17 protein-coding genes, 2 tRNA genes and 3 rRNA genes are annotated in these 24,980 nt (G+C 61.1%); 14 read left to right on the top strand and 8 right to left on the bottom strand.

The features are described 5' to 3' along the window. Positions 1–50 precede the first annotated feature (50 nt). Complete coding sequence (locus ABC383_RS20150; RefSeq protein WP_413016591.1) at positions 51–2,288, bottom strand: xanthine dehydrogenase family protein molybdopterin-binding subunit; 2,238 nt, start codon at positions 2,286–2,288, stop codon at positions 51–53. Next, a complete protein-coding gene (locus tag ABC383_RS20145) occupies positions 2,285–2,758 on the bottom strand; it encodes a (2Fe-2S)-binding protein (RefSeq protein ID WP_413016590.1) in 474 nt (157 codons plus the stop codon). The genes ABC383_RS20150 and ABC383_RS20145 overlap by 4 nt, the downstream gene beginning before the upstream one ends. Positions 2,759–3,057: 299 nt before the next feature. Between ABC383_RS20145 and ABC383_RS20140 the strand changes: the two genes are divergently transcribed. The 6 genes from ABC383_RS20140 to ABC383_RS20115 all read left to right on the top strand — a co-directional run bounded on the left by ABC383_RS20140 (position 3,058) and on the right by ABC383_RS20115 (position 7,879). After that, positions 3,058–4,764: a sensor domain-containing protein gene (locus tag ABC383_RS20140; protein WP_413016589.1), complete on the top strand. Its 1,707-nt coding sequence runs from the start codon at positions 3,058–3,060 to the stop codon at positions 4,762–4,764. Positions 4,765–4,879: 115 nt separating this feature from the next. After that, positions 4,880–5,830, top strand: a complete 951-nt coding sequence (locus ABC383_RS20135) for an oxygenase MpaB family protein (RefSeq protein WP_413016587.1) — start codon at positions 4,880–4,882, stop codon at positions 5,828–5,830. Between the two features lie 68 nt (positions 5,831–5,898). Next, the gene (locus ABC383_RS20130) at positions 5,899–6,108 is read left to right on the top strand and encodes a hypothetical protein (RefSeq protein WP_413016586.1); all 210 of its coding nucleotides are present in this window, start codon (positions 5,899–5,901) and stop codon (positions 6,106–6,108) included. 262 nt (positions 6,109–6,370) lie between these two features. After that, entirely contained in the window at positions 6,371–6,601 is a 231-nt protein-coding gene (locus ABC383_RS20125) for a hypothetical protein (protein ID WP_413016584.1), read from the top strand. Continuing rightward, positions 6,598–6,999, top strand: a complete 402-nt coding sequence (locus ABC383_RS20120; RefSeq protein ID WP_413016583.1) for a hypothetical protein — start codon at positions 6,598–6,600, stop codon at positions 6,997–6,999. The genes ABC383_RS20125 and ABC383_RS20120 overlap by 4 nt, the downstream gene beginning before the upstream one ends. Before the next feature lie 115 nt (positions 7,000–7,114). Beyond that, entirely contained in the window at positions 7,115–7,879 is a 765-nt protein-coding gene (locus ABC383_RS20115; protein ID WP_413016581.1) for an SDR family oxidoreductase, read from the top strand. Positions 7,880–7,893: 14 nt separating this feature from the next. Here ABC383_RS20115 and ABC383_RS20110 read toward each other — a convergent pair whose 3' ends face one another. The 4 genes from ABC383_RS20110 to ABC383_RS20095 form a co-directional block, all read right to left on the bottom strand. Then, positions 7,894–8,700 (bottom strand): DUF3014 domain-containing protein, encoded by an 807-nt coding sequence (locus ABC383_RS20110; protein WP_413016580.1) that lies wholly within the window; start codon positions 8,698–8,700, stop codon positions 7,894–7,896. Positions 8,701–8,821: 121 nt separating this feature from the next. Further along, complete coding sequence (locus ABC383_RS20105; RefSeq protein WP_413016578.1) at positions 8,822–9,229, bottom strand: hypothetical protein; 408 nt, start codon at positions 9,227–9,229, stop codon at positions 8,822–8,824. A 74-nt stretch (positions 9,230–9,303) separates the two neighbouring features. Then, on the bottom strand, positions 9,304–9,843 hold the full coding sequence (locus ABC383_RS20100; protein WP_413016576.1) for a hypothetical protein: 540 nt from the start codon (positions 9,841–9,843) through the stop codon (positions 9,304–9,306). A gap of 52 nt (positions 9,844–9,895) precedes the next feature. Further along, positions 9,896–11,566, bottom strand: coding sequence for a S8 family serine peptidase (locus tag ABC383_RS20095; protein WP_413016574.1), 1,671 nt, complete (start codon positions 11,564–11,566; stop codon positions 9,896–9,898). A 211-nt stretch (positions 11,567–11,777) separates the two neighbouring features. Here ABC383_RS20095 and ABC383_RS20090 point away from each other — a divergent pair, with 211 nt between their 5' ends. After that, positions 11,778–12,890 (top strand): zinc-binding dehydrogenase, encoded by a 1,113-nt coding sequence (locus ABC383_RS20090; protein WP_413016572.1) that lies wholly within the window; start codon positions 11,778–11,780, stop codon positions 12,888–12,890. A gap of 94 nt (positions 12,891–12,984) precedes the next feature. Here the strand turns inward: ABC383_RS20090 and ABC383_RS20085 are convergent, their stop codons facing one another. Beyond that, complete coding sequence (locus ABC383_RS20085) at positions 12,985–13,563, bottom strand: winged helix DNA-binding protein (protein WP_413016570.1); 579 nt, start codon at positions 13,561–13,563, stop codon at positions 12,985–12,987. A 496-nt stretch (positions 13,564–14,059) separates the two neighbouring features. On the opposite strand from ABC383_RS20085, the gene ABC383_RS20080 reads away from it, so the two are divergent. After that, on the top strand, positions 14,060–17,692 hold the full coding sequence (locus ABC383_RS20080) for a hydantoinase B/oxoprolinase family protein (protein WP_413016568.1): 3,633 nt from the start codon (positions 14,060–14,062) through the stop codon (positions 17,690–17,692). A 162-nt stretch (positions 17,693–17,854) separates the two neighbouring features. After that, positions 17,855–18,295, top strand: a complete 441-nt coding sequence (locus tag ABC383_RS20075) for a CHRD domain-containing protein (RefSeq protein WP_413016566.1) — start codon at positions 17,855–17,857, stop codon at positions 18,293–18,295. Between the two features lie 47 nt (positions 18,296–18,342). On the opposite strand, the gene ABC383_RS20070 is transcribed toward ABC383_RS20075, so the two are convergent. Further along, complete coding sequence (locus tag ABC383_RS20070) at positions 18,343–18,669, bottom strand: hypothetical protein (protein ID WP_413016565.1); 327 nt, start codon at positions 18,667–18,669, stop codon at positions 18,343–18,345. Between the two features lie 674 nt (positions 18,670–19,343). On the opposite strand from ABC383_RS20070, the gene ABC383_RS20065 reads away from it, so the two are divergent. From ABC383_RS20065 to rrf, 5 genes are all read left to right on the top strand, one after another. Continuing rightward, a 16S ribosomal RNA gene (locus ABC383_RS20065) occupies positions 19,344–20,874 on the top strand. 123 nt (positions 20,875–20,997) lie between these two features. Then, positions 20,998–21,074: transfer RNA gene (locus ABC383_RS20060), tRNA-Ile, on the top strand. A 36-nt stretch (positions 21,075–21,110) separates the two neighbouring features. After that, positions 21,111–21,186: transfer RNA gene (locus tag ABC383_RS20055), tRNA-Ala, on the top strand. Positions 21,187–21,473: 287 nt separating this feature from the next. After that, positions 21,474–24,360 (top strand): 23S ribosomal RNA (locus tag ABC383_RS20050). Positions 24,361–24,552: 192 nt separating this feature from the next. Next, a 5S ribosomal RNA gene (gene rrf, locus ABC383_RS20045) occupies positions 24,553–24,665 on the top strand. The 16S, 23S and 5S rRNA genes sit together here with 2 tRNA genes alongside, the layout of an rRNA operon. The last annotated feature ends 315 nt before the right edge of the window (positions 24,666–24,980 follow it).

Here is a 24,980-nt window from a genome sequence, read left to right as displayed (position 1 = left end):
AGGCTGTCCATCTGCATCCCGAAAGCCCCGGCCGTCAGGCCGGGGCTTTTTTACGCTGTCTTGAGCGCGTCGCTTGCCACCGGCAGCTTGCGCAGCCGCTTGCCTGTGGCGGCGAAGATCGCATTGGCCAGGGCGGGCGCGGTGGCCGAGGTGCCCGGCTCGCCGATGCCGCCCGGGGCGTCGCTGCTCTGCGCGATGAACACCTCGATGCGCGGCGCCTCGTTGATGCGCATCATCCGGTAGTCATGGAAGTTGGACTGCTGCACCCGGCCCTTGTCGAACGTGATCTCGTTCCACAGCGCCGCCGTCAAGCCGAAGATCACCCCGCTCTCGATCTGCGCCACCACGGTGTCGGGATTGACCACCTGTCCGCAATCGACCGCGCACACCACCCGGTGCACCCGCACTTCGCCATCCGCGCCCACCGAGATTTCAGCCACCTGCGCCATGTAGCTGCCGAAGGCGAACTGGGTCGACAGGCCGCGTCCGACGCGACGCCCGGCGACCGGCGCCAGCGGCTGGCTCCATCCGGCTTTTTCGGCGGCCAGGTTCAGCACCGCCCGCATGCGCGGCGATTTATCCAGCAGGTCGCGCCGATAGACCAGCGGATCCTGCTTGGCCGCGGCCGCCAGCTCGTCGATGAAGCTTTCCACGACGAAGATATTGTGGGTTGGGCCGACGCCGCGCCAGAATGCGGTCGGCACCGGCGGCTCATGCCGCACATAGTCGACCAGCACGTTGGGAATCGCGTAGGGCATATCCTTGGCGCCTTCCACCGCGTCCGGATCGACGCCGTTCTTCACCGCCGGCGGCGCAAAGCGCGCCATGATGGACGAGCCGGTGATCCGGTGCGACCAGGACAGCGGCTTGCCCTTGTCATCCAGCGTGGCGGCCAGGCGGTCGTAGTAGTAGGGACGGTACATGTCGTGCTGAACGTCTTCCTCGCGGGTCCAGACGAACTTGACCGGCTGCTTCATCTGCTTGGCGAAAGCGACCGCCTGCGCAATGAAGTCCACCTCCAGCCGCCGTCCGAAGCCGCCGCCCAGGAAATGATTGTGGACCTTCACCTTCTCCGGCGGCAGACCGGTGATCTTGGCGGCGGCGCCCTGCGCGAAAGTCGGCACCTGGGTGCCGACGTAGAGGTCGCAGCCGTCTTCCCGCAGGTCGACCGTGCAGTTCATCGGCTCCATCGTCGCATGGGCAAGGAAAGGCATCTCGTACACCGCTTCCAGCACCTGTCCGCCCTTGGGCGGCTCCTTGCCGACATCGCCGTCCTTGCGCGCCACCGCCGCGCCCTTGCCGCTTTCGGCCGCGGCCTTCATGTCGGCAACGATGGACGCGGTGGTCATCCCGGCATGCGCGCCGTCCGACCATTGCGGCTTCGCCGCGGCCAGGCCCTGCTTGGCGGCCCACATGTGTTCGCCCACCACCGCCACCGCATTGTCGAGCTTGAGCACCTGGCGCACGCCCTTGACCGCCATCGCGGCGGCTTCGTCGACCGACTGCAGCGCGCCGCCCGGCACCGGCGACGCCGCCACCGTGGCCACCAGCATGTTGGGGAGCCGCGCGTCGATGCCGAACTTGGCCTGGCCATTGACCTTGTCGGCCGAATCGAGCCGCTGGTGCTTCTTGCCGATCAGGGTGAAGTCGGCCGGCTTCTTCAGCACGATGGCCTTGGGCGCGGGCAGCTTGGCCGCCGCATCGACCAGTTCGCCGTAATGCATGGTGCGGCCGCTGGCGCCATGGGTCACCATGCCGTTCTTCGCGGTGCAGCCTGCGGCGTCCACCTTCCAGGCCTGCGCCGCCGCCTCCACCAGCATCAGCCGTGCTGCCGCGCCGGCCTGGCGCAGCGGTTCCCAGGAGGCGCGCACCGAGGTCGAACCGCCGGTCACCTGGCCGCCCAGCAGCGGATCGCTGTAGAGGTTGTTGTCGGCCGGTGCCTGCTCCAGCTTGACCTTGGACAAGTCGACTTCCAGCTCTTCGGCCAGCAGCATCGGCATCGCGGTGTAGGTGCCCTGGCCCATTTCCACCTTGTGCACGATCAGCGTGACCAGGCCTTCACGGTCGATGCGGATGAAGGCGTTGTGCGCCAGGCCTGGGGCATCGCCCGAGGTCTTGGTCGCGGCATTGCCAACCGCGGCTTCGGCCGGCACTTCATTGCGCTGCTCGCGTCCGCAGGCGCCGAGGCCGAAACCGATCAGCAGGCCGCCGCCGGCGGCGGCGCCAACCCGCAGGAAACGGCGGCGCCCCGGCGATGACGGGGCGCTGGGGGAAGTAATGTCGTTCATGACCGCGGCTCCTGCGGCGGCTGGCCGGCGGCCAGCTTGATGGCGGCGCGTATGCGGCCATAGGTGCCGCAGCGGCAGATATTGCCCGCCATCGCGGAATCGATGTCGGCGTCGGTAGGCGCGGGCTTGGCGCGCAGCAGCGCGGTGGCTGACATGACCTGTCCGGACTGACAATAGCCGCACTGGACCACATCGATGTCGCGCCACGCGGCCTGGACCTTCTGGCCTACCGGGTCCTGGGCCATCGCTTCGATGGTGACCACTTTCTTGCCGGCTACCGCCGCCAGCGGGGTGACGCAGGAGCGCACCGCCTCGCCGTCAAGGTGAACCGTGCAGGCGCCGCACTGGGCGATGCCGCAGCCGAATTTGGTGCCGGTCAGGCCGGCAACGTCCCGTATCGCCCACAGCAGGGGCATATCGTCGGGAAGGTCGAGCGTCGTGCTCTGACCGTTCAGGGTGAAAGTAGGCATGGAATTCCTTTGTGTCTGCCGGTAAAAGCCGTTGTTGACAATTTTCGCTCCGGACCGCGGCCAGTCTTTGTTCGCGTGCAAGGGAATAGCCGAAAGAGACCGCTGTCACGCGGCGATTCCGCTTCCGCAAATGGCGCACTCGCACAGCGACATCACCGCAAAGTAATTACACGTGGAAAGAAATGCGAAAAGCAGTTACCATGGCGCAGCAATTATTCGTTTGTTTTGGCAATCCCGGCCGTCCCGCAGTGCAAGACGAGAGGCGATGACTGACGACTGCCCCACAGGAAGAGCGCCTGATGAACATGGGCGTCGCTTCAGAGCGTTTCGCCTTCGATATGGAAAACCACTTGCAGGATATTGCCGGCGGCAGCGTCATTCTTTGGGAACTGGATGATGGCGACCGCTTCATCTTCTTCGACCATGACGGCGCCTGGCCTCTGCCCGAGGGAAGCGATGCCACGCTGTCCGGCTGGACTGCCGGCATTCATCCCGACGACGCGGCGCAGGTGGCGCAGTTGCGCAGGCAGGCCCGGCAGGCGAACCGGCGTTTCCAGCTGGACTACCGGGTTGCGGGCAGCGACGGCCAGTACCGCCATATCCGGGAAACCGCTGCCCCCCGTTGCCGGCCCGGGCGGCCGGCAGGCTATGCGGGCGCATTCACCGATATTTCCGAGCAGGTCCGGTCGCGCGCCCGGCTGGCCTGGGGCGAAGCCGAGCATCGCCTGTTGACCCAGAATGTGCGCGACCTGATCGCCTACAGCGATGCCGACAACATCTACCAGTACGTGTCGCCGTCGCACCAGGAAATACTGGGTTACCGCCCGGAGGAAATGGTCGGCACCAACGTGGTCGACTACCTGCATCCGGCCGACCTGGCGGCCATGCACGCAGCGCGCGGCAGCGACGGCGCCGACGACCGCTCGGCCATGTACAACATGCGGGTCAGGCACAGGGAGGGCCACTGGGTCTGGCTGGGCATCAACAGCCGCACCCTGCGCGATGCCGATAGCGGACGCAGGACCGGCTTCGTGGCCGTCGGCCGCGATATCACGGCCCAGCTGGAAGCGCAGCGCGAACTGGCCCGGCGTGAGCAGCAATTCCGCAGCCTGACGTCCCTGTCCTCGGACTGGTACTGGGAAACCGATGCCAACGGCCTTTTCCGTTTCCTGTCCGATGGCATCCAGTCGCGGCTCGGCGTGGAGCCACGCCAACTGCTGGGCACCAAGATGGAATCCTGCGCACTCGATACCAGCGAACCGGGCTTTCTGGCTTGCCAGAGCAGTGTCGCCGCGCGCCGGCCGTTCCGGGATGCGGTCTATTCCGTTGGCCTGGAAGGCTATCCGGGCGTCGTGCGCTATATCCGGATTTCCGGCGAGCCGATCTTCGAGGAAGGCGTGTTCCGCGGTTATCGCGGCGCCACCCGCGACGTCACAAGAGAGGTGCGCAACGCCAAGACGCTGGAGCACATGGCCACGCACGATTCCCTGACGGGCCTGTGCAACCGCACGCTGCTGGAAACCCGGCTCAGGCAGCGCGCCCAGGACCGGCGCGCCAATGGCATGCATGCCGTCCTCTTCATCGACCTCGACCGCTTCAAGCAGGTCAACGATACCCTGGGCCACAAGGCCGGCGACCTGCTGCTGGCTGAAATCGCGCGCCGGCTGAAGCAGTGCGTTCGGCCCGATGACACGGTGGCGCGCCTGGGCGGCGATGAATTCGTCATCCTGGCCGACTGCGGGCAGGATATCGCGGCTGCTTCCGCCATCGCCGGCAAGCTGCTGGCAGCACTGAACGCGCCTTTCGTGCTCGGGGGCCACAGCATTCGGCCGAGCGCATCGATCGGCATCAGCATCTGCCCGCAGGACGGCACCCATCCGGAACGCCTGCTGCAGGACGCCGACTGCGCGCTGTACCGCGCCAAGCAGGACGGCCGCGAGTGCTTTCGCTTCTATCATCCGGACATGCGCAACCCGGCGCAGCCAGGCACGCACGCCGTCCATTGAGCGCTTGCCTGGCCTGTTCGGCAAGGCGGCCGGTGGTGCGCATCATTTTTCCTGATATGTTGCATGGGCCGGCGCCCATCATGCCGGCGCTCTCGACATGCAAAGGAACCCCTGGATGCGACTCATGCGCCGGCATGGCCCGCTGCTGCTGTGGATGCCGCTTCAACGCCGCGTTGAAGCCATTGCCGGCGCGTATTTCGCCGCGCCGGACGGCGCCGGCATCGATTTCAGCGCGCCATCCGGCGAACCCGCGCTGACTGCGCCCGACTCGGTCTCCTGGCAGGTCTTCAAGAACCCGCTGGCGCTGTTTGCCGGCGGCGTTGCCGCGGTGCTGCTGGAACTGGCCGAGCCGCGTGTGCGCACCGGCGTCTGGCATGCCACCAGCTTCAGGGACGATCCGGCCAGGCGGCTGCGCAGCACCGGGCTGGCCGCCATGGTCACGGTCTATGGTCCGCGCAGCGCGGCGGAGAGGATGATTGCCGCCATCAATCGCCGTCACGCGGTGATCCAGGGCGTCACGCCCGGCGGCATCCGGTTCAGCGCCGACCAGCAGGAATTGCTGGATTGGGTGCATGCCACCGCCTGCCATGGTTTTCTGGAAGCCTTCCATGCGTATGTCAGGCCGCTGGACGCGGCGCAACGCGATCGCTTCTATGCGGAAGGACGCGCCTCGGCACTGCTGTACGGGGCCGTCGGCGCGCCGGCCAGCCAGCATCAGTGCGCGTCGATGATGCAGTCCATGCGCAGCATGCTCGAACCGTCGCCGATCATTTTCGCGTTTCTCGGCATTATGCAGAACGCGCCCCTGCTGCCCGGTCCGCTGCGCATGGTCCAGGGTATGCTGATCCGGGCGGCGGTAGAACTGCTGCCGGCCTGGGTCCGTGAACGGCTCGGGCTGGACCGGCGCTGGCGTTTGCGGCCATGGGAACGCAGGCTGCTGCAGCGTGCCGGCGCCGATGCCGACCGGCTGCTGCTGCGCAATTGCCCGCCTGCGCTCGCCTGCCGCCGCATGGGGCTCCCCGACGACTATCTTTACCGCCAGGCTGGCCAGGCCAATTGGCCTTGACGCACCACAGGAACGCGCCGGGCGACCATGCTAGACTTTCCTGTCCGTCACCATCACGAGGCATTGCAATGGTCACCATGCGACTCTCGCCGACTGAAGTCCAGGCAGGCGACATCATCTACGTTTTTGCCGACACGGCCGATGCGACAGAATTCCAGGAATGCGTCGCCACCGTCGGCGTGAAATATTGCGAACTTGAAGTGCCGGCGGCCGACAAGCGCTATGCGCAGGCGGAAGACAGCCGGCCCGATTCCGCCGTTTCCCTCTCTTCCCATTGACCACCGTCCTGGCCGTTGCCCTGCCTGCGCCCGTGCAGCGCAACGGGTAGGGCGCTCCTGCGGCCCGGCGCCTCTCCTTACACCTTCCCTTACGCCTTCCGTGCATTGCCAATCTGCACGCTCCGGCAGCGTCGCCGGGACGGATCGACCTGCGTCGCGCCGCGAATCCATGCAAGGCAGCCTGCTTATGTAAGCAACGTTACAGACGAGCTCGGTGCGGCCTTACACAATGCACTTTTCCTAAACGCATACGAGCCTGAACATGAGTTTTGCTGCGTCTGCGGGCCACCATCGCTGGATACTGGATTCCATTGCCGTCTATGTCGACGATCATGCTGTTGCCCTTCAGGTCGCTGACGCGGTAAAGCACAGCGCCGACAGCGGCGCGCGCATGGGCATTTTCCAGCTCGAGAACGGCGACAAGGTTGCATGGGTCCGGTTCGATAACAAGAATCCCGGCACGCCGAGCCATCACCATGGCGAGGCATCATGACCCTGACGACGCTGCCGCAAACATGCGGCGAGATGGAAGATTGCCCCGCGCTGGAAGACCGTATCCTGGTGTTGCGGGACAAGGGCATGACCTTCAAGGCAGTCGGCGAGGCGCTTGGCCTGACGCCGTCACGCGCCCGCAACCTCTATCTGCGCGCCTGCAGCCGCCGGGCCGGCAAGAAACCGGCATGGACCGACGGCCTGAATCAGCGGCTGGCCAATTGCCTGCGCTGGCTTGAATTCAACAGCCGCGAGGAAGTCGCGCAGGCGTTTCAAAGCGGCCACCTGCGCAGGCTGTCCGCCTGCGAGCGCAGCCTCAATGCCGCCGGCCTCGCGGAACTGGAGCAATGGCTGGCGGGCGAAGAGTGTGAACGATCTGACAGGGCCGCCTCGGCATAGCCCGCGCGCCAGCCATTCCAGTGATGCAGTAATGCAGTGATGCGCCATGACGCTGTCCCGCCCGGCTACAATACGCCGGCATTGCCGTATAAAAACTACCAATGGAGACAGCATCATGACATCACTGCAAGGACAAGTAGCATGGGTCACCGGCGCCGCTTCGGGCATCGGGCTGGCTGGCGCGCAGGCGCTGGCGCAGGCGGGCGCGACGGTCGTCATGTCGGGCCGGCGCCGCGAGGCGCTGCAGGCCCAGGCCGACGCCATCAACGCCGCCGGCGGCCGCGCTGAAGTGGAAGTGCTCGACGTCAGCGACGCCGAGGCGGTCGGCACGGTGGCCCAGGCCATCCTGGCCCGCCATGGAAAGGTCGATATCCTGGTCAACAGCGCCGGGTTGAATGTGCCCGCCCGCTTCTGGAGCAACCAGACGACGGCCGGCTGGAACGAAGTCATCCGCGTCAACCTCGACGGCAGCTATTACTGCATCGCCGCCGTGCTGCCCGCCATGCGCGCCAGGAAGTCCGGGCTGGTGATCAACATTTCATCGTGGTCCGGCAAATACGACACTTACATGACCGGCCCGGCCTACAACGCCGCCAAGCATGGCGTGGTCGCCATGACCGCCCACCTGAACCAGGAAGAATGCATCAACGGCATCCGCGCCTGCGCAGTCTGCCCGGCCGAAGTGGCCACGCCCATCATGGACAAGCGGCCGGTGCCGCCTTCGGCCGAGGACCGGGCCAGGATGCTGCAGCCGGACGACCTCGGCCGCACCATCCGCTTTATCGCCGAAATGCCGGCCCATGCCTGCATCAACGAGATCGTGATCAGTCCGACCTGGAACCGGATCGTGCTGGGCGCCTCCGATCTCAAGCGCGCCTGACCGGTGCGGCGGTGTTACTGCCTGGCCGGCGCATGCCGCGTGAGTTCGGCGCGCAGTTCGCGCAGCTTGGCCTTGACCATCGCTTCATTGTCGCGGCCCATGCGCACCATGATCTTGTGGCCGGCCGAAGCATTCTCCAGAGCCGGGTCGGCAAACTTGTAGAGGATGTGCGGCTGCGTCAGCCTGACCGGGCCTTCCGGCTCGGGCGCCGCCAGCATATGGTCGATCACTGCCACGACGCGGTCATTGAAGTAGGCCTTCGGATAGCCGAGTTCCTCGTAGGCTTTCTGGAACAGGGGATAAAAGCCGGCATAGATCCGCGCCACCTGGGCAGCGTCGGTGCGCCGCGCCAGTTCGACGTAGGCCAGATAACGGGCTGAATTGGACGGCGCGATCGTCAACCCATCGGCGTTCTTCTTGACCAGGAAGGCGCCGCGCACCGGCCGGGTCGGCAGCAGCCGTGTGGCAATGGTCTCGCGCGGCAGGTTGTCCACGGTGACCACGATATGCCGGATGATGCTGTCCAGCCCGAACAGCTGCTGCACCGACTGACGGCCGAAATAATCGACCAGCGCATCGTTGACGGCCTTGTCGCTCTTGTCGAGCGGCGGCAAGGGCTGCGGCACCGCCTCGGTTTCGGGCGGCACCGGATAACGGATGGCCGGCTCGGCAGGCGGCGTCGGCGCCGGCGCTTGTGCCACCACCGCGGGCGTAGGGGCCGTTTCTTCGGGACCGCCCCGCATCTTGGTGAGGTAGAAAAAGCCGGCCACTGTCGCTACGCCGACAATGACGGCGACGCCGCTGGTGAGATTCCATTTCATTTGCTTCCCCCTGACTGGTCGCGGCATGCGGGCCGCCACTGTTCGATGGCGCGCGGGAAAGCTTGGTTCCGCAACGGATGAGATTCAGCGCTGCCTTGTGGCAAGGAAGGCAGGGAGACTCCTAGTCCGGACCGAACAGGCCGTACTGATCCAGGATGGCATATCCCAGTTCGGGATGGCTTTCCAGGCAGCGCCGGATTGCCGCCGGAATAGCTTGCCGGGTCTTGCGGCACAGGCCGGGACGATCCGTCAGCTGGATCTGGAAACCACGCACCGTGCGCACTTCATTTGGTCCCGGCTCGATGCGCACGTCCAGCCCCAGCAGCTGATCCATGCGATGGACGATGCGCTTCAAGTCCTGATAGGTCGAGACGGCCTCGATCCGGGCCACCAGTCTTTTTTCCTCTTCCCTGGTGAGCTGAAGGATGCGCCTGTCGGCATGCGGATCGTCCAGCAGCCGCTCGCGGTCGCACTGGCAGGCGCCGGGAGGGCAGGGGTTGCGTATCGGGAATACAGGCGCTTCTGACATGCTTCTCACATCCGTTGGCATCGCTCACCGAGCTGGCGAGTATCCACGGGCCGCCAGGCGGTGTCAAACCGTCCCTAGCGCGTGCTGCGCTGCTCCCACCATTCCGGCTGGGCCGATACTACCTGGCCCGACTGCTGCAGCCGGTTGGCCAGTTCCAGCGCGGCCAGGCCGGGCGGCGACGACAGCACCAGAACATTGCCGCCCATGGGCAAGCGGCGCACTTCGGACAGCCGGTTTTCCTTCAGCCAGTCAGCCACCTGCTGCGCACTCCACGATGGATCCAGCCGCACGATCACATTGCCGGGCAGGGCGCGCATGGCCCCGCCTTCGCTGTCGCGAAACACAGGTGACGCCGCGCCGCCCGCAGCCGCCCGGGTTGCCGCCTGGTCCTGCCGGCGCCAGATGCGCACGCCGTTGCCGCGCATGACCGGTTCGCCGCCGGCTTCCGCCCGGTCGCCGAATTCCGCCATTACCGTGCTGTCGAGCCGCAGCTGGCGCGGCTTGCCGCCGTCATACCAGACGTAATCGCCGGGGGCGGCCTTGACCTGGGCGCAGGCCTGGGTCGCGAAAGCGGCCAGCATCACAATGGCCGCATACCGGGAAAGCTTCATCATTGCTGCTCCTGTCTCGTCTCGTTCGTCTTTCCGCCTGCGCGCTGGTCTATGCTCAGTGGCCATAGACCGTGAGCTGCCAGCTGTCGACGTTGCCCACGTCATCGGCCGCGCCATCCTTGACGCTGATCTTCCAGACGCCGTCCGCGGCTTCATCGAGCAGGTGGGCAATGCCAAAGCGCCAGCCGTCATAGGGCACGCAGCGGCCATCGCAGAAATGGGTGTCGGCCAGCACCAGCTCGGTGCCGGACGGCGAGGTGAGCACGATGCGCAGGTCGCCTGAATAAGGATGGCTGGCGGCATTGAATACCAGGTCCACCCACTCGATTTTCGCGATGTTGCTGCCAGTGACCGTCAAGGCGCTCGCTACGCCGGTCGGCGCATTGTCCGGTATCGAAAGGTTCACCGCCTGAGACGGCGAACGGTACACCTTCTGCGGCGGCAGATTGACCCAGCCGCGGGCCGCATCCACCGCAGCCTTGGCATCGGCGGCGCCAAATCCATAGGCTTCGCTGATGCGGCGCCCGGCGCCGTTGGTCTTCCAGGAAGCGTCTGCCGGGTCGGTCTGGCGTGCGCTTCGGGCAAGCGCCGCGCGCGCATCGCGCCAGCCCAGCGCCGGATTGGCCTGCAGCATCAGCGCCATCACACCCGATACCGAAGGCACCGCCGCCGATGTGCCAGTCATGCAGCGGGTGTAGTCGGTATCGCCGAGTTCGGGCGTGCCAGCGCCGGTGTTGTAGCCCCTGGCGCCGGACAGGTCGGTGGTCACGATGGCCAGGCTGTTGGCGCACGGCTCGCCGCCGGGCGCGCTGACCCAGACATTGGCGCCCGGTTCGGAATAGGAAGTCCGCCGCCCTTGCGCATTGAGCGCGCCGACCGCGATCACGCCGCGATAGCTGGCATAGCCGTCATAGGTGGAGCGCTCGTTGAAACCGCTGGCATAGCCATTGCCGGCGGCCCAGACATAGATCGTGCCCAGGCCGTTGCGGCCGCTGGCAAGCCCGAACTCGATCGCATCGCGCCATAGCGAGTTGGCGTCGCTGAGCTGGCCGTTGCCATCCGCCGGGCCCCAGCTGTTGTTGGAAACGGCGACATCCCGGGCCTGGAAGGCCATCGCATCGGCCTCGTTGCTATTGGTGCTGGCCTGCAGCAGGGCATAGCCCGTCAGCGTCGCGCGCGGCGCTACGCCGCGTCCGCCGAGGCCATTGTTGTCGCGCGCAGCGGCGATGCCGGCCACTGCCGTGCCATGCGCGTTCTCGCGGTCGGTCTGCGCCGGGGTCGGGTCGCCATTGGACGGCGCCCCGGTCAGCGAATACACCCGGCCGGCAAGCGAGGTCGAGACATTCGGCTGGAGGTCGCGGTGCGCGATCTCGACGCCCCGGTCGACCACGGCAATCGCAACGCCTTCTCCCTTGCACTTTCCGTTATCGCTGCAGCTGTTCCATACCGGTTCGACGTTCACATCCTGGCCAGCCGTGGCCGCCGGTCCCGCCTCGGCTGCCTGGCCGGTATTTTTCAGGTGCCATTGGCTGGCATACAGCGGATCGGGCTGGGCAGCCGGCTGGTTGCCGGCGGTGGTATCGGCGTTGGAAGCCGGCCCGGCTGCTGCCGGCGCAACAGGCGCCGTTCCCTGCGCCGCGTTATCGGCGCTGCCGCCGCCGCCGCCGCAAGCGGCAAGCAGGCCGAGGGCGAGCGCCGAGATGATCCATGTCGAGGTTCCTGCCATAGCCGCATCCGAAAACAGGCGTGTTGCGCCCGGAAAAAGTTGGACTGACGGCGCGGCGAAAGTTCAGTGCTGCGCCGGGCGTTTCGCCATCGCATGACCAGACCGGCCTGCCGGCGCTGCTGCTGCCATGCATGGCGACCGGATTGACAAGCACGGCCGCTTGCCTTTAAGGTCTGGCGGCTTAAAGCATTCATTACAAGGGAGACTGGAAATGGAACAGCGTGCGAAAGCGGTGATCTGCCGTGAAATCAATCAGCCGGTCACGGTGGAGGAAATCATCGTCGAGCCGCCACGCCACGGCGAGGTCATGATCAAGCTGGCCGCCTGCGGCGTCTGCCACAGCGACCTGTCGGCCACCAACGGCACCATTCCGTTTCCGCCGCCTGTGGTACTGGGACATGAAGGCGCCGGCCGCATCGTCGCGGTGGGCGAAGGCGTATCCGATTACAAGGTCGGCGACCATGTCGTCAGTTCCTTCGTCAGCATGTGCGGCAAATGCCGCTATTGCCAGACCGGCCGGCCACAGCTGTGCGACCAGGCGGCCAAGGCGGCCATCAGCCTGCCTGACGGCACCACCCGCGTCCGCGACCTGGCGGGCAACCGCCTGCATGTCTTTTCCGGCTGCGGTGTGATGGCCGAATACGCGACCCTGCACATCGATAACGTCGTCAAGGTCGATCAGCAGATGCCGCTCGACAAGGCGGCCCTGATCGGCTGCGGCGTCATGACCGGCTACGGCGCTGCCGTCAACACCGCGCGCGTGGATGCCGGGTCGGTCACGGTCGTCTTTGGCTGCGGCGGCGTTGGCCTGAATGCGATCCAGGGATGCGCCATCGCCGGCGCCCGGATGATCGTCGCGGTCGACACGTCCGACGCCAAGCTGGAAGCGGCCCGGCAGTTTGGCGCGACGCATGTCGTCAACAGCGCCGGGCAGGAGAACGTGGTCAAGGCCATCCTGAAGCTGACCGAGGGCGGCGCCGACTATGCCTTCGAATGCGTTGGCCTCGGCGAGATCGCGACCCAGGCATATGGCGTTCTGCGCAAGGGCGGCACCGCGGTGGTGGTGGGCGTGGCGGGACAGAAGGACATCACCTCGATCCGCACCGCCACCCTGACCTTCGGCGAAAAGACCCTGACCGGCAGCTACTTCGGCTCGGCCCGCCCCCGCGAGGACTTCCCGCGCCTGATCGGTCTTTACCGCAACCACAGGCTGAAGCTCGATGAGCTGATCAGCCGCACCTACACGATAGACGAGGCGCCGCAGGCCTTCGCCGACATGCAGGCCGGCCGCAATGCCGCCCGCGGCGTCATCGTCTTCGAATGACGCCCGTCGGCGCCTGAGCGGCTGCTGTGCCGCCGCTCAGACGCCGATGCAGGCCAGGTCAATCCGGGGTCCTGTCCCAGGGGCCCGGCAAAACCTACAGCGAAGCAGCGGCCCGTGCGGCCTGCTCGTACAGGCCCGATAGCACGCGCAGGAAGCGCGCCAGTTCGCTGAGCTCGAACCCCTCGGTACCGCTTCCAGTCAACCCCGACACCAGTACCTGCTCGCGGATCTCGTGATAACGCTGGCATAGTGCCTGACCTTTCTCGTTCGTCGAATAAAGCACCTCCTTGCCGCGTTTTTCGGTCTTCACCAGCCCCAGGCCCTGCAGTTTTTTGAGGGAGTAATTAACGACATGGGTGTCTTCGATGTTGAGGATGAAGGCAATGTCGGCCAGCTTCTTTTCACGTGCCCTGTGATTGATATGGTGCAGCACCAGCACATCGGTAATGGTCATGTCGGTCACGCCGGCCGCCGTCATGCAGCGCACGGCCCAGCGGTTGAATGCATTGCTGGCGATGATCATGCCGAATTCGAACTCGCTCAGTTCGGCGCTGCGCCCGGAAGCGAGATGCGCCGATGAGACGATCGGCGTTTTAACGGCCGGCGCCGACTGTACCGGCGTACCGTCGCCAGCGTCTGGCTTGTTATGTGCAGCGATTTTTTCCTTGGGCATGATGCCTGAACTCCTGTTCGTTCTATACCTTGCTGTTGAGGAAACCAACCTGACCAGGCCTGCCATCTGCACGCCTCGGCACCGCCTCAAAGATCCTGCTTGGCAACAGGCCGGGGACTGCAACGACGATATGCATTGGTAGTAATGCCTCTTCATCTGACACTGCGCAAACCTGCCTTTTCCCACCGGACAGCAGGCAGGTCGGAAGTCGCTCAGTACATGCCATCGATGACAGGTGAGACATTATGTGAACCTGACGTTCGTGACGCCAACGCAGTCCGTCCGACGCATATTAAACAAATAAACAAAACCTTAACAATAAAGTTTTGCCGATAAAGTATATGAAAAATTATGTACGTTTTGTCGGTATAAAGATAATATTGCGAAAAAATCCAGAAAACACCCTGAAAAGCAGCGACGTCCCGGGTGCCCGCCTCGCAACGCGCTGGCATGCACGACACCCACTTCTTCCATCAACGGTAAAAGAGGAATGCATATGAGCGAAAAAAGCAGGGCGCAGGACGTGTCCGACAAGCGCTGGGAATTCTGGATCGATAGGGGCGGCACGTTCACCGACATCGTGGCCCGCCGGCCCGATGGGGCGCTTCTGACCCACAAGCTGCTTTCCGAGAATCCGGAGCAATACAACGATGCCGCGGTCGCTGGAATCAGAAAGCTGCTCGGACTCGCTGGCGACGAACTGATTTCCCAGGCGCAGGTAGATGCGGTCAAGATGGGCACCACGGTTGCCACCAACGCGCTGCTGGAGCGCAAGGGCGAGCCGATGATCCTGCTGATCACACGCGGTTTTCGCGATGCGCTGCGCATTGCCTATCAGAACCGGCCACGCCTTTTCGACCGGCACATCGTGCTGCCGGAACTGTTGTACCGGGAGGCCATTGAAGTCGAGGAGCGCATCGATGCACAAGGTAACGTCGTCACGCCGTTGAATGAAGCAGCGGCGCGGCGCGATCTGGAAGCCGCCTACGCCCAGGGTTACCGGGCTGCAGCCGTCGTCCTGATGCACGGCTATCGATACCAGCAGCATGAAGCGCGCGTGGAAGCGATTGCGCGGGAAATCGGTTTTACCCAGGTATCCGTCTCGCACAAGGTAAGTCCGCTGATGAAACTGGTGTCGCGCGGCGACACGACGGTCGTGGACGCCTATCTCTCCCCGATCCTGCGCCGCTACGTGGACCAGGTCGCCAGCCAAATGAATGGCGTCAGGCTGCTGTTCATGCAGAGCAATGGCGGCCTGACCGACGCCCATCGTTTCCAGGGCAAGGACTCGATCCTGTCAGGTCCGGCGGGCGGCATCGTCGGCATGGTGCGCACAGCGGAAACCGCCGGCTTCGACCGCATCATCGGCTTCGATATGGGCGGCACCTCCACCGACGTCTCGCATTACGCCGGCGAATTCGAGCGCGAATTCGAGACACAGGTTGCCGGCGTGCGGATGCGCGCGCCCATGATGAGCATCCATACGGTCGCTGCCGGCGGCGGCTCTGTGCTGCATTTCGACGGCACCCGGCTGCGCGTCGGACCCGATAGCGCCGGCGCCAATCCCGGACCCGCCTGTTACCGACGCGGCGGTCCTCTGACCGTCACCGACTGCAATGTCATGCTGGGCAAGATCCAGCCTGCCTACTTCCCGGCCGTATTCGGACCGAAGGCGGATCAGCCGCTCGACCATGAAGTAGTGGTTCAGAAGTTCACCGCGCTGGCGGAAGAAATTTTCCAGGCAACCGGCACCCGTCGTACACCGGAGGAGGTTGCAGAAGGCTATATCGAAATCGCCGTTGGCAACATGGCCAATGCGATCAAGTTCATTTCAGTACAGCGTGGCCATGACATTACCGACTACACCCTGACCACCTTCGGCGGCGCGGGCGGGCAACATGCCTGCCTGACCGCCGATGCGCTTGGCATGAGCCATGTATTCGCCCATCCAATGGCCGGGGTGCTGTCTGCCTATGGCATGGGCCTGGCAGACCAGGCGGCAATGCGGGAGCGGGCGATGGAAATCTCTCTGGAGCCTGCACAAATGGAGGCGATCGCCACGGAGCTGTCTTCTCTGGGTCGTCAAACAACCGAGGAACTGCTCGGGCAGGGCGTTGACGAGCAGCGTATCCGCATCGTCGAGCGGGTGCATCTGCGTTATGCCGGCAGTGATTCAGTCATCGTCGTCGGTTTCGGCGCGCTGGAGATGATGAAGGCCCAGTTCGAGGACGCCTACCGCAAGCGCTACTCTTTCCTGATGGAGGGCAAAGGCCTGGTGGTAGAGGCTGTCTCGGTGGAAGCCATTGGTGCATCGGATGCGGCAACAGCTGCGCCGGAAATCCTGCCGCAGCGCGCCAGCGCCCTCGAACCTGCCGGCAATGTGCGCATGTTTTCCTGCGACGCCTGGCACCAGACACGACTCTACCGCCGCGAGGACATGCGCCCCGGCGATGTCGTGCATGGTCCCGCCATCGTCGCGGAAAAGAACGCGACCAACATCGTCGAGCCTGGCTGGTCAGCCGAAGTCACTGCCCTCGACCATCTCGTCATGACGAGAACGCAGGCGCGGCCAGTGAGGCGCGCAATTGGCACCGAGGCCGATCCGGTCATGCTGGAGGTGTTCAACAACCTCTTCATGAGCATCGCCGAGCAGATGGGCTTGCGGCTGCAGAATACGGCAGTGTCTGTCAACATCAAGGAGAGGCTGGACTTTTCCTGCGCGCTCTTTGACGCGCAGGGTAACCTGATCGCAAACGCGCCGCATATTCCGGTGCACCTTGGCTCCATGGGCGAGAGTATCAAGACCATCATTCGCAAGAATGCCGCCACCATGCGCCAGGGCGACGTGTACATGCTCAACGATCCCTACAACGGCGGCACCCATCTGCCGGACATCACGGTGATCACGCCGGCATTCGATGCGTCGGGCCGGGAGGTGCTGTTCTACGTCGGTTCACGTGGTCACCATGCAGATATTGGCGGCATTACGCCTGGTTCGATGCCGCCCGACAGCACCGCGGTCGAGCAGGAAGGCGTACTGATCAATAACTTCCAGCTTGTCAGGCAAGGACGTTTGCTGGAACAGGAAACGATTGCCTTGCTGTCGTCCGGCCGCTATCCCGCGCGCAATATTCAACAGAACCTCGCAGACCTGCAGGCGCAGATCGCGGCGAACCAGAAAGGCGTTGATGAACTGTTGAAAATGGTGGGCCATTTTGGGCTGGAAGTGGTCCGTGCCTACATGCGCCATGTGCAGGACAATGCGGAAGAGGCGGTGCGTCGGGTGGTAACGGCACTCAAGGATTCCAGCTATGAGTATCGGCTGGACAATGGCGCCGTCATCAAGGTGGCAATCCGGGTAAATTATGCAGAGCGCACCGCAGACATCGATTTCACCGGCACGTCGTCGCAGTTGCCAAACAACTTCAATGCACCAAGCGCGATCTGCATGGCTGCGGTGCTTTATGTCTTCCGTACCCTGGTTGACGACGACATTCCCTTGAACGCCGGGTGTCTCAAGCCCCTCAATGTCATTATTCCGGAAGGCTCTATGCTCAATCCACGCTATCCGGCGGCTGTCGTATCCGGCAATGTGGAAACATCGAGCTGCATCACCAATGCCTTGTATGGCGCGCTTGGCGTGATGGCGTCATCGCCAGGAACGATGAACAACTTCACGTTTGGAAACGACAGGCATCAATATTACGAAACCATTTCTGGCGGATCCGGTGCGGGTAATGGCTTCGACGGAACGGACGTGGTACAGACGCACATGACCAATTCCCGTCTTACCGACCCGGAAGTTCTGGAGTGGCGCTACCCGGTCCGGCTGGACAGCTATGAAATAAAGCCTGGTTCCGGCGGCCGAGGGCGATGGCACGGTGGAAATGGAGGCGTGCGCAAGATACGCTTTCTCGAACAGATGACTGCATCCATTCTGTCCAACAACCGCCTCGTCCCTCCCTTCGGCACTGATGGCGGTGAACCCGGGTCATGCGGACGCAACAGCGTGATCCGGTCAGACGGGCGGGCCGAGGAACTGGGTTTTGTCGCCAGTGTAGAGATGCATCCGGGAGATGTGTTTGTGATCGAAACGCCGGGCGGCGGCGGCTACGGCAAGGCTGATTAACTGGCCTGGCTCATGCTCGCCTGCACTGACAGGCGAGCATGAGCCGCTCGACGGCGAGCAGCGTTGTGTACGACAATGACTGGTCGGGTAAATATCGGTAATTGCTCGATGCAGTTGATGTGTTTCGCGGCAAATCAAGAATACTCACACCGGAGGCATGACATGACTCATCTCGCTTTGAAATCAAGGACAGCTCTCGTCGCAACGGCCATACTGCTGTCAGCCTGTTCTGCGTTGCCTGGTACAGGCGGCATCGTTGAAAAGACCAGCGCCCCATTAACCGGCGCACAGGAGGTGCCTCCGGTCTCGACTGCCGCGTCGGGACGAAGCACAATTACCGTAGCAGCTGACCGAACCGTCAGCGGTTCCGTCATCGTGACTGGCATGGAAGGAATGGCAGCGCATATTCACCAGGGTGCTGCAGGGACAAATGGCCCTGTGATCATCCCGCTTGCCAAGTCATCTGCAACGACTTTCGCGGTACCCGCTGGCTCACGTTTAAGCGACGCTCAATATGCCGCCTTTATGAACGGCGGCCTTTACGTCAACGTCCATAGTGCCGCCCACCCTGGCGGCGAAGTGCGGATGCAACTAAAACCGTGATCTGAACGCGCCCGTCAACTTCGCGCATCAACAAGAGGTTAGAGAGGTTAGCGGGCAGCCTTTCCCAAAGTTGGGCCGCTCGGCCGGCCTGGCGACTGCAGGCTGCTGCAGTAATTCCCTTTATCCTGTTCGTCTGCAGGGAGCCGTCCGCGACGATTGGCAATCTGCTTTCCATAGCACTCCGCAGCAGTAAGCGCATCGGCACGCGTGCCGAATTTCTCGCTCACGGCATGGCTTTTGTCGCGGACGAAAGCATTCCCGTCGCCTACCTTGTGCAGAAAGTGCACGATCCCTTCAAAGGAATGAGGAGCCACCTTTCTGGCTTCGCAATAAAAGAACTGACCGGTTTCTTCGAGCAGCATCTTGATTATCATGGTGGACTCCCTTGTTATGGGAAATGATCGTAGCACCAATAAAATTGCAAGAAAGGCAATTTTGCGATTTGTTTGACAATGAGCAATGTTACGAAATGCCGAACTCGCCAGCACCCAGCCGAGTATTCTGGCTATTCGCCAGCAGGCGGAAAATTCCTTGATGAGCGGCTCAGCTCACTTGGCTTCAACCTTGGTAGTCCTGAGGAATGAACGAACAAATGGAGCCCTATGAAAAAAATGTATGTCCAACCTCTTGCACTCCAAAACCGGCTTTTGCTATAGTTCGCCTCCCGCTGCAGAACAGCGCGGCGGGGCGGAAAAAGGCAGCATGCTGGTCCGGTTTTTTTGAAGCGAAGCGAAAAAAAACTGTTGACGCGAAACAGCAAATGCCCCATACTCTCGCCTCTCTGCTGCTGACGAACACAACGCTTCGCAGCAGCCGGCAAGTCCCACGGGGCGGCTGGCAGCAGACTGAATTGCCCGGTTCTTTAACAACCAACAACCGATAAGTGTGGGCACTTGATGAAGTGCGCCGGCGGCAACGCCGGATGCTCAAATTATTAAGCAAGTGCTCACAACAAAGAAGTAGAACGATTCGCAAGAATCGATCTGTCAGTATTTTGAGTGAGCGACGGTTCTTCGGAACCTGCCAGCAATGGCACAAAACAGAGATTGAACTGAAGAGTTTGATCCTGGCTCAGATTGAACGCTGGCGGCATGCCTTACACATGCAAGTCGAACGGCAGCACGGACTTCGGTCTGGTGGCGAGTGGCGAACGGGTGAGTAATATATCGGAACGTGCCCTGGAGTGGGGGATAACTAGTCGAAAGATTAGATAATACCGCATACGATCTATGGATGAAAGTGGGGGATCGCAAGACCTCATGCTCGTGGAGCGGCCGATATCTGATTAGCTAGTTGGTGGGGTAAAAGCCTACCAAGGCATCGATCAGTAGCTGGTCTGAGAGGACGACCAGCCACACTGGGACTGAGACACGGCCCAGACTCCTACGGGAGGCAGCAGTGGGGAATTTTGGACAATGGGGGCAACCCTGATCCAGCAATGCCGCGTGAGTGAAGAAGGCCTTCGGGTTGTAAAGCTCTTTTGTCAGGGAAGAAACGGTTCTGGCTAATATCCGGAGCTAATGACGGTACCTGAAGAATAAGCACCGGCTAACTACGTGCCAGCAGCCGCGGTAATACGTAGGGTGCGAGCGTTAATCGGAATTACTGGGCGTAAAGCGTGCGCAGGCGGTTGTGCAAGACAGATGTGAAATCCCCGGGCTCAACCTGGGAATTGCATTTGTGACTGTACGGCTAGAGTGTGTCAGAGGGGGGTAGAATTCCACGTGTAGCAGTGAAATGCGTAGAGATGTGGAGGAATACCGATGGCGAAGGCAGCCCCCTGGGATAACACTGACGCTCATGCACGAAAGCGTGGGGAGCAAACAGGATTAGATACCCTGGTAGTCCACGCCCTAAACGATGTCAACTAGTTGTCGGGTCTTAATTGACTTGGTAACGCAGCTAACGCGTGAAGTTGACCGCCTGGGGAGTACGGTCGCAAGATTAAAACTCAAAGGAATTGACGGGGACCCGCACAAGCGGTGGATGATGTGGATTAATTCGATGCAACGCGAAAAACCTTACCTACCCTTGACATGGCAGGAATCCTTGAGAGATCAGGGAGTGCTCGAAAGAGAACCTGCACACAGGTGCTGCATGGCTGTCGTCAGCTCGTGTCGTGAGATGTTGGGTTAAGTCCCGCAACGAGCGCAACCCTTGTCATTAGTTGCTACGAAAGGGCACTCTAATGAGACTGCCGGTGACAAACCGGAGGAAGGTGGGGATGACGTCAAGTCCTCATGGCCCTTATGGGTAGGGCTTCACACGTCATACAATGGTACATACAGAGGGCCGCCAACCCGCGAGGGGGAGCTAATCCCAGAAAGTGTATCGTAGTCCGGATTGGAGTCTGCAACTCGACTCCATGAAGTTGGAATCGCTAGTAATCGCGGATCAGCATGTCGCGGTGAATACGTTCCCGGGTCTTGTACACACCGCCCGTCACACCATGGGAGCGGGTTTTACCAGAAGTAGGTAGCTTAACCGCAAGGAGGGCGCTTACCACGGTAGGATTCGTGACTGGGGTGAAGTCGTAACAAGGTAGCCGTATCGGAAGGTGCGGCTGGATCACCTCCTTTCTAGAGATATGCACGCAGTTGGGTGTCCACACTTATCGGTTGTAGGCAAAATGAAGAACAGTCAAAACACACCGTCAGGTCATGAAGTGATCGGTACATGCGGCAGTCGTGCAGCGTGTGCGAGGGTCTGTAGCTCAGCTGGTTAGAGCACCGTGTTGATAACGCGGGGGTCGTTGGTTCGAGCCCAACCAGACCCACCAGTTAAGCAGCAGTAAAGAAGTCATGGCAAGTCCCATGGGGGTTTAGCTCAGCTGGGAGAGCACCTGCTTTGCAAGCAGGGGGTCGTCGGTTCGATCCCGTCAACCTCCACCATTCTCTGACCATGACGGCAGCAAGGTACAAACGTAAGTCAGTGCGGGCCAAAGAGCTAGGCATGCGATTTAGGTTTGATCATTGCGATCAAGAAGGCTGTATTCGTTCTTTAACAAAGTGGAAGAAGTAGTAAAGATCAATGTAATTCGCAATGCGCGTTAATCTGGCGGTAAGCAGATTAGCAAACATTGCTGGGTTGTGATTGTATCGAAACAAACATGCATCAAATGAAACACAGCGCTTGCCTATGACGTCTTTGGAGGCAACTCCAGAGGTCAACGTTATAGGGACAAGTGACTAAGTGCACATGGTGGATGCCTTGGCGATTACAGGCGATGAAGGACGCAGTAGCTTGCGATAAGCTGCGGGGAGCTGGCAAACAAGCTTTGATCCGCAGATGTCCGAATGGGGAAACCCGGCCTTTTAGGTCATCGCATACTGAATACATAGGTATGCGAAGCGAACGCGGCGAACTGAAACATCTAAGTAGCTGCAGGAAAAGAAATCAACCGAGATTCCCAAAGTAGTGGCGAGCGAAATGGGATCAGCCTGCAAGATTTAGCAGTCGTGATAGTGGAATGCTCTGGAAAGTGCGGCCGTAGCGGGTGATAGCCCCGTACACGAAATCATGGTTGTGGAACTAGGCTTGCGACAAGTAGGGCGGGACACGTGAAATCCTGTCTGAACATGGGGGGACCATCCTCCAAGGCTAAATACTCGTAATCGACCGATAGTGAACCAGTACCGTGAGGGAAAGGCGAAAAGAACCCCGGAAGGGGAGTGAAATAGATCCTGAAACCGTGTGCATACAAACAGTCGGAGCGGACTTGTTCCGTGACGGCGTACCTTTTGTATAATGGGTCAGCGACTTACATTCAGTGGCGAGGTTAACCGCATAGGGAAGCCGTAGAGAAATCGAGTCCGAACAGGGCGACAGTCGCTGGGTGTAGACCCGAAACCAAGTGATCTACTCATGGCCAGGATGAAGGTGCCGTAACAGGTACTGGAGGTCCGAACCCACTAATGTTGAAAAATTAGGGGATGAGCTGTGGGTAGGGGTGAAAGGCTAAACAAACTTGGAAATAGCTGGTTCTCTCCGAAAACTATTTAGGTAGTGCCTCAAGTATCACCATCGGGGGTAGAGCACTGTTATGGCTAGGGGGTCATCGCGACTTACCAACCCATTGCAAACTCCGAATACCGATGAGTGCGAGCTTGGGAGACAGACGTCGGGTGCTAACGTCCGGCGTCAAGAGGGAAACAACCCAGACCGCCAGCTAAGGTCCCAAAGATTGGCTAAGTGGAAAACGAAGTGGGAAGGCTAAAACAGTCAGGAGGTTGGCTTAGAAGCAGCCACCCTTTAAAGAAAGCGTAATAGCTCACTGATCGAGTCGTCCTGCGCGGAAGATGTAACGGGGCTAAGCCAGTCACCGAAGCTGCGGATATGTACGTAATTTATTACTGTGCATATGGTAGGAGAGCGTTCTGTAAGCCTGCGAAGGTGTCTTGTAAAGGATGCTGGAGGTATCAGAAGTGCGAATGCTGACATGAGTAGCGATAATGGGGGTGAAAAGCCCCCACGCCGTAAGCCCAAGGTTTCCTGTTCAACGTTCATCGGAGCAGGGTGAGTCGGCCCCTAAGGCGAGGCAGAGATGCGTAGCTGATGGGAAGCAGGTTAATATTCCTGCACCGTCGTGTGATGCGATGGGGGGACGGATCGCGAATGGTTGTCCGGGTGTTGGATGTCCCGGTTCTTGACTTGTAGAAGGTCCTTAGGCAAATCCGGGGACGTAATTCAAGGGGTCGAGACCAGCGGCTTTATGCTGCGAAGCAATCGGAAGTGGTTCCAAGAAAAGCCTCTAAGCTTCAGTCACACGAGACCGTACCGCAAACCGACACAGGTGGGCGAGATGAGTATTCTAAGGCGCTTGAGAGAACTCGGGAGAAGGAACTCGGCAAATTGGTACCGTAACTTCGGGATAAGGTACGCCCTGGTAGCTTGACTGGCCTGCGCCAGAAGGGCGACGGGGTTGCAATAAACTGGTGGCTGCGACTGTTTAATAAAAACACAGCACTCTGCAAACACGAAAGTGGACGTATAGGGTGTGACGCCTGCCCGGTGCTGGAAGATTAAATGATGGGGTGCAAGCTCTTGATTGAAGTCCCAGTAAACGGCGGCCGTAACTATAACGGTCCTAAGGTAGCGAAATTCCTTGTCGGGTAAGTTCCGACCTGCACGAATGGCGTAACGATGGCCACACTGTCTCCTCCCGAGACTCAGCGAAGTTGAAATGTTTGTGATGATGCAATCTACCCGCGGCTAGACGGAAAGACCCCATGAACCTTTACTGTAGCTTTGCATTGGACTTTGAACCAATCTGTGTAGGATAGGTGGGAGGCATTGAAACCGTGACGCCAGTTGCGGTGGAGCCAACCTTGAAATACCACCCTGGTTTGTTTGAGGTTCTAACCTTGGTCCGTTATCCGGATCGGGGACAGTGCATGGTAGGCAGTTTGACTGGGGCGGTCTCCTCCCAAAGTGTAACGGAGGAGTTCGAAGGTACGCTAGGTACGGTCGGACATCGTGCTCATAGTGCAATGGCATAAGCGTGCTTAACTGCGAGACTGACAAGTCGAGCAGGTACGAAAGTAGGACATAGTGATCCGGTGGTTCTGTATGGAAGGGCCATCGCTCAACGGATAAAAGGTACTCTGGGGATAACAGGCTGATTCCTCCCAAGAGTTCATATCGACGGGGGAGTTTGGCACCTCGATGTCGGCTCATCACATCCTGGGGCTGTAGCCGGTCCCAAGGGTATGGCTGTTCGCCATTTAAAGTGGTACGTGAGCTGGGTTTAAAACGTCGTGAGACAGTTTGGTCCCTATCTGCCGTGGGCGTTGGAAGTTTGAAGGGGGCTGCTCCTAGTACGAGAGGACCGGAGTGGACGAACCTCTGGTGTACCGGTTGTCACGCCAGTGGCATTGCCGGGTAGCTAAGTTCGGAAGAGATAACCGCTGAAAGCATCTAAGCGGGAAACTCGCCTTGAGATGAGACTTCCCGGGAGCTTGACTCCCCTAAAGGGTCGTTCGAGACCAGGACGTTGATAGGCTGGGTGTGGAAGCGCAGTAATGCGTTAAGCTAACCAGTACTAATTGCCCGTGCGGCTTGTCCCTATAACCTTGATGGTGCATAGCGGCGCTGTGTGGTGCGTGACGTTCGATACTCACAACCTGCAAGACAAGACATTGATCGTTGCATTGCCCCTGCCAAGTGCGGGAGCGATGTGACTGCTTCTTCCCTTTGGGTTGGATGTGGCGTGTGCCAGGCGAGAAGCCGGCAGCGCGACAGACAACCGACAAGTCATGCCTGATGACCATAGCGAGTTGGTACCACCCCTTCCCATCCCGAACAGGACCGTGAAACGACTTTGCGCCGATGATAGTGCTGCAACCAGTGTGAAAGTAGGTCATCGTCAGGCTGTTATTAGAAAACCCCCGACGCCAATAGGCGCCGGGGGTTTTTGCTTTGGGGTTGCGGGTTTAAGGTTTTGGACCGCCAGAAGCAGTCAATTGACAAGAACGCGTTTTAAAACGCCTTTCTATCCGTCCGATTTTTCTGTTTTCTGTTTTCTGTTGAGCGCGGTATTTTTGCCCACCAGAGCCCATACCGCCACGCTGGCGAGTTTCAATGCTGCCTTACCTTTCCCGGGATGGGTACATGCCTGCAGGCTCATACCACCAGGCAGGTTGGCAGCATGCTGCCAGGATTTCCTCCAGCGCTTCCGGCTACGCCG

The sequence above is a fragment of the Noviherbaspirillum phoenicis genome (assembly GCF_047237965.1).
GTDB lineage: Bacteria > Pseudomonadota > Gammaproteobacteria > Burkholderiales > Burkholderiaceae_D > Noviherbaspirillum_A.
Note: the sequence above shows the minus strand (reverse complement) of the source record. Positions and strands in the feature narration are given on the sequence as shown.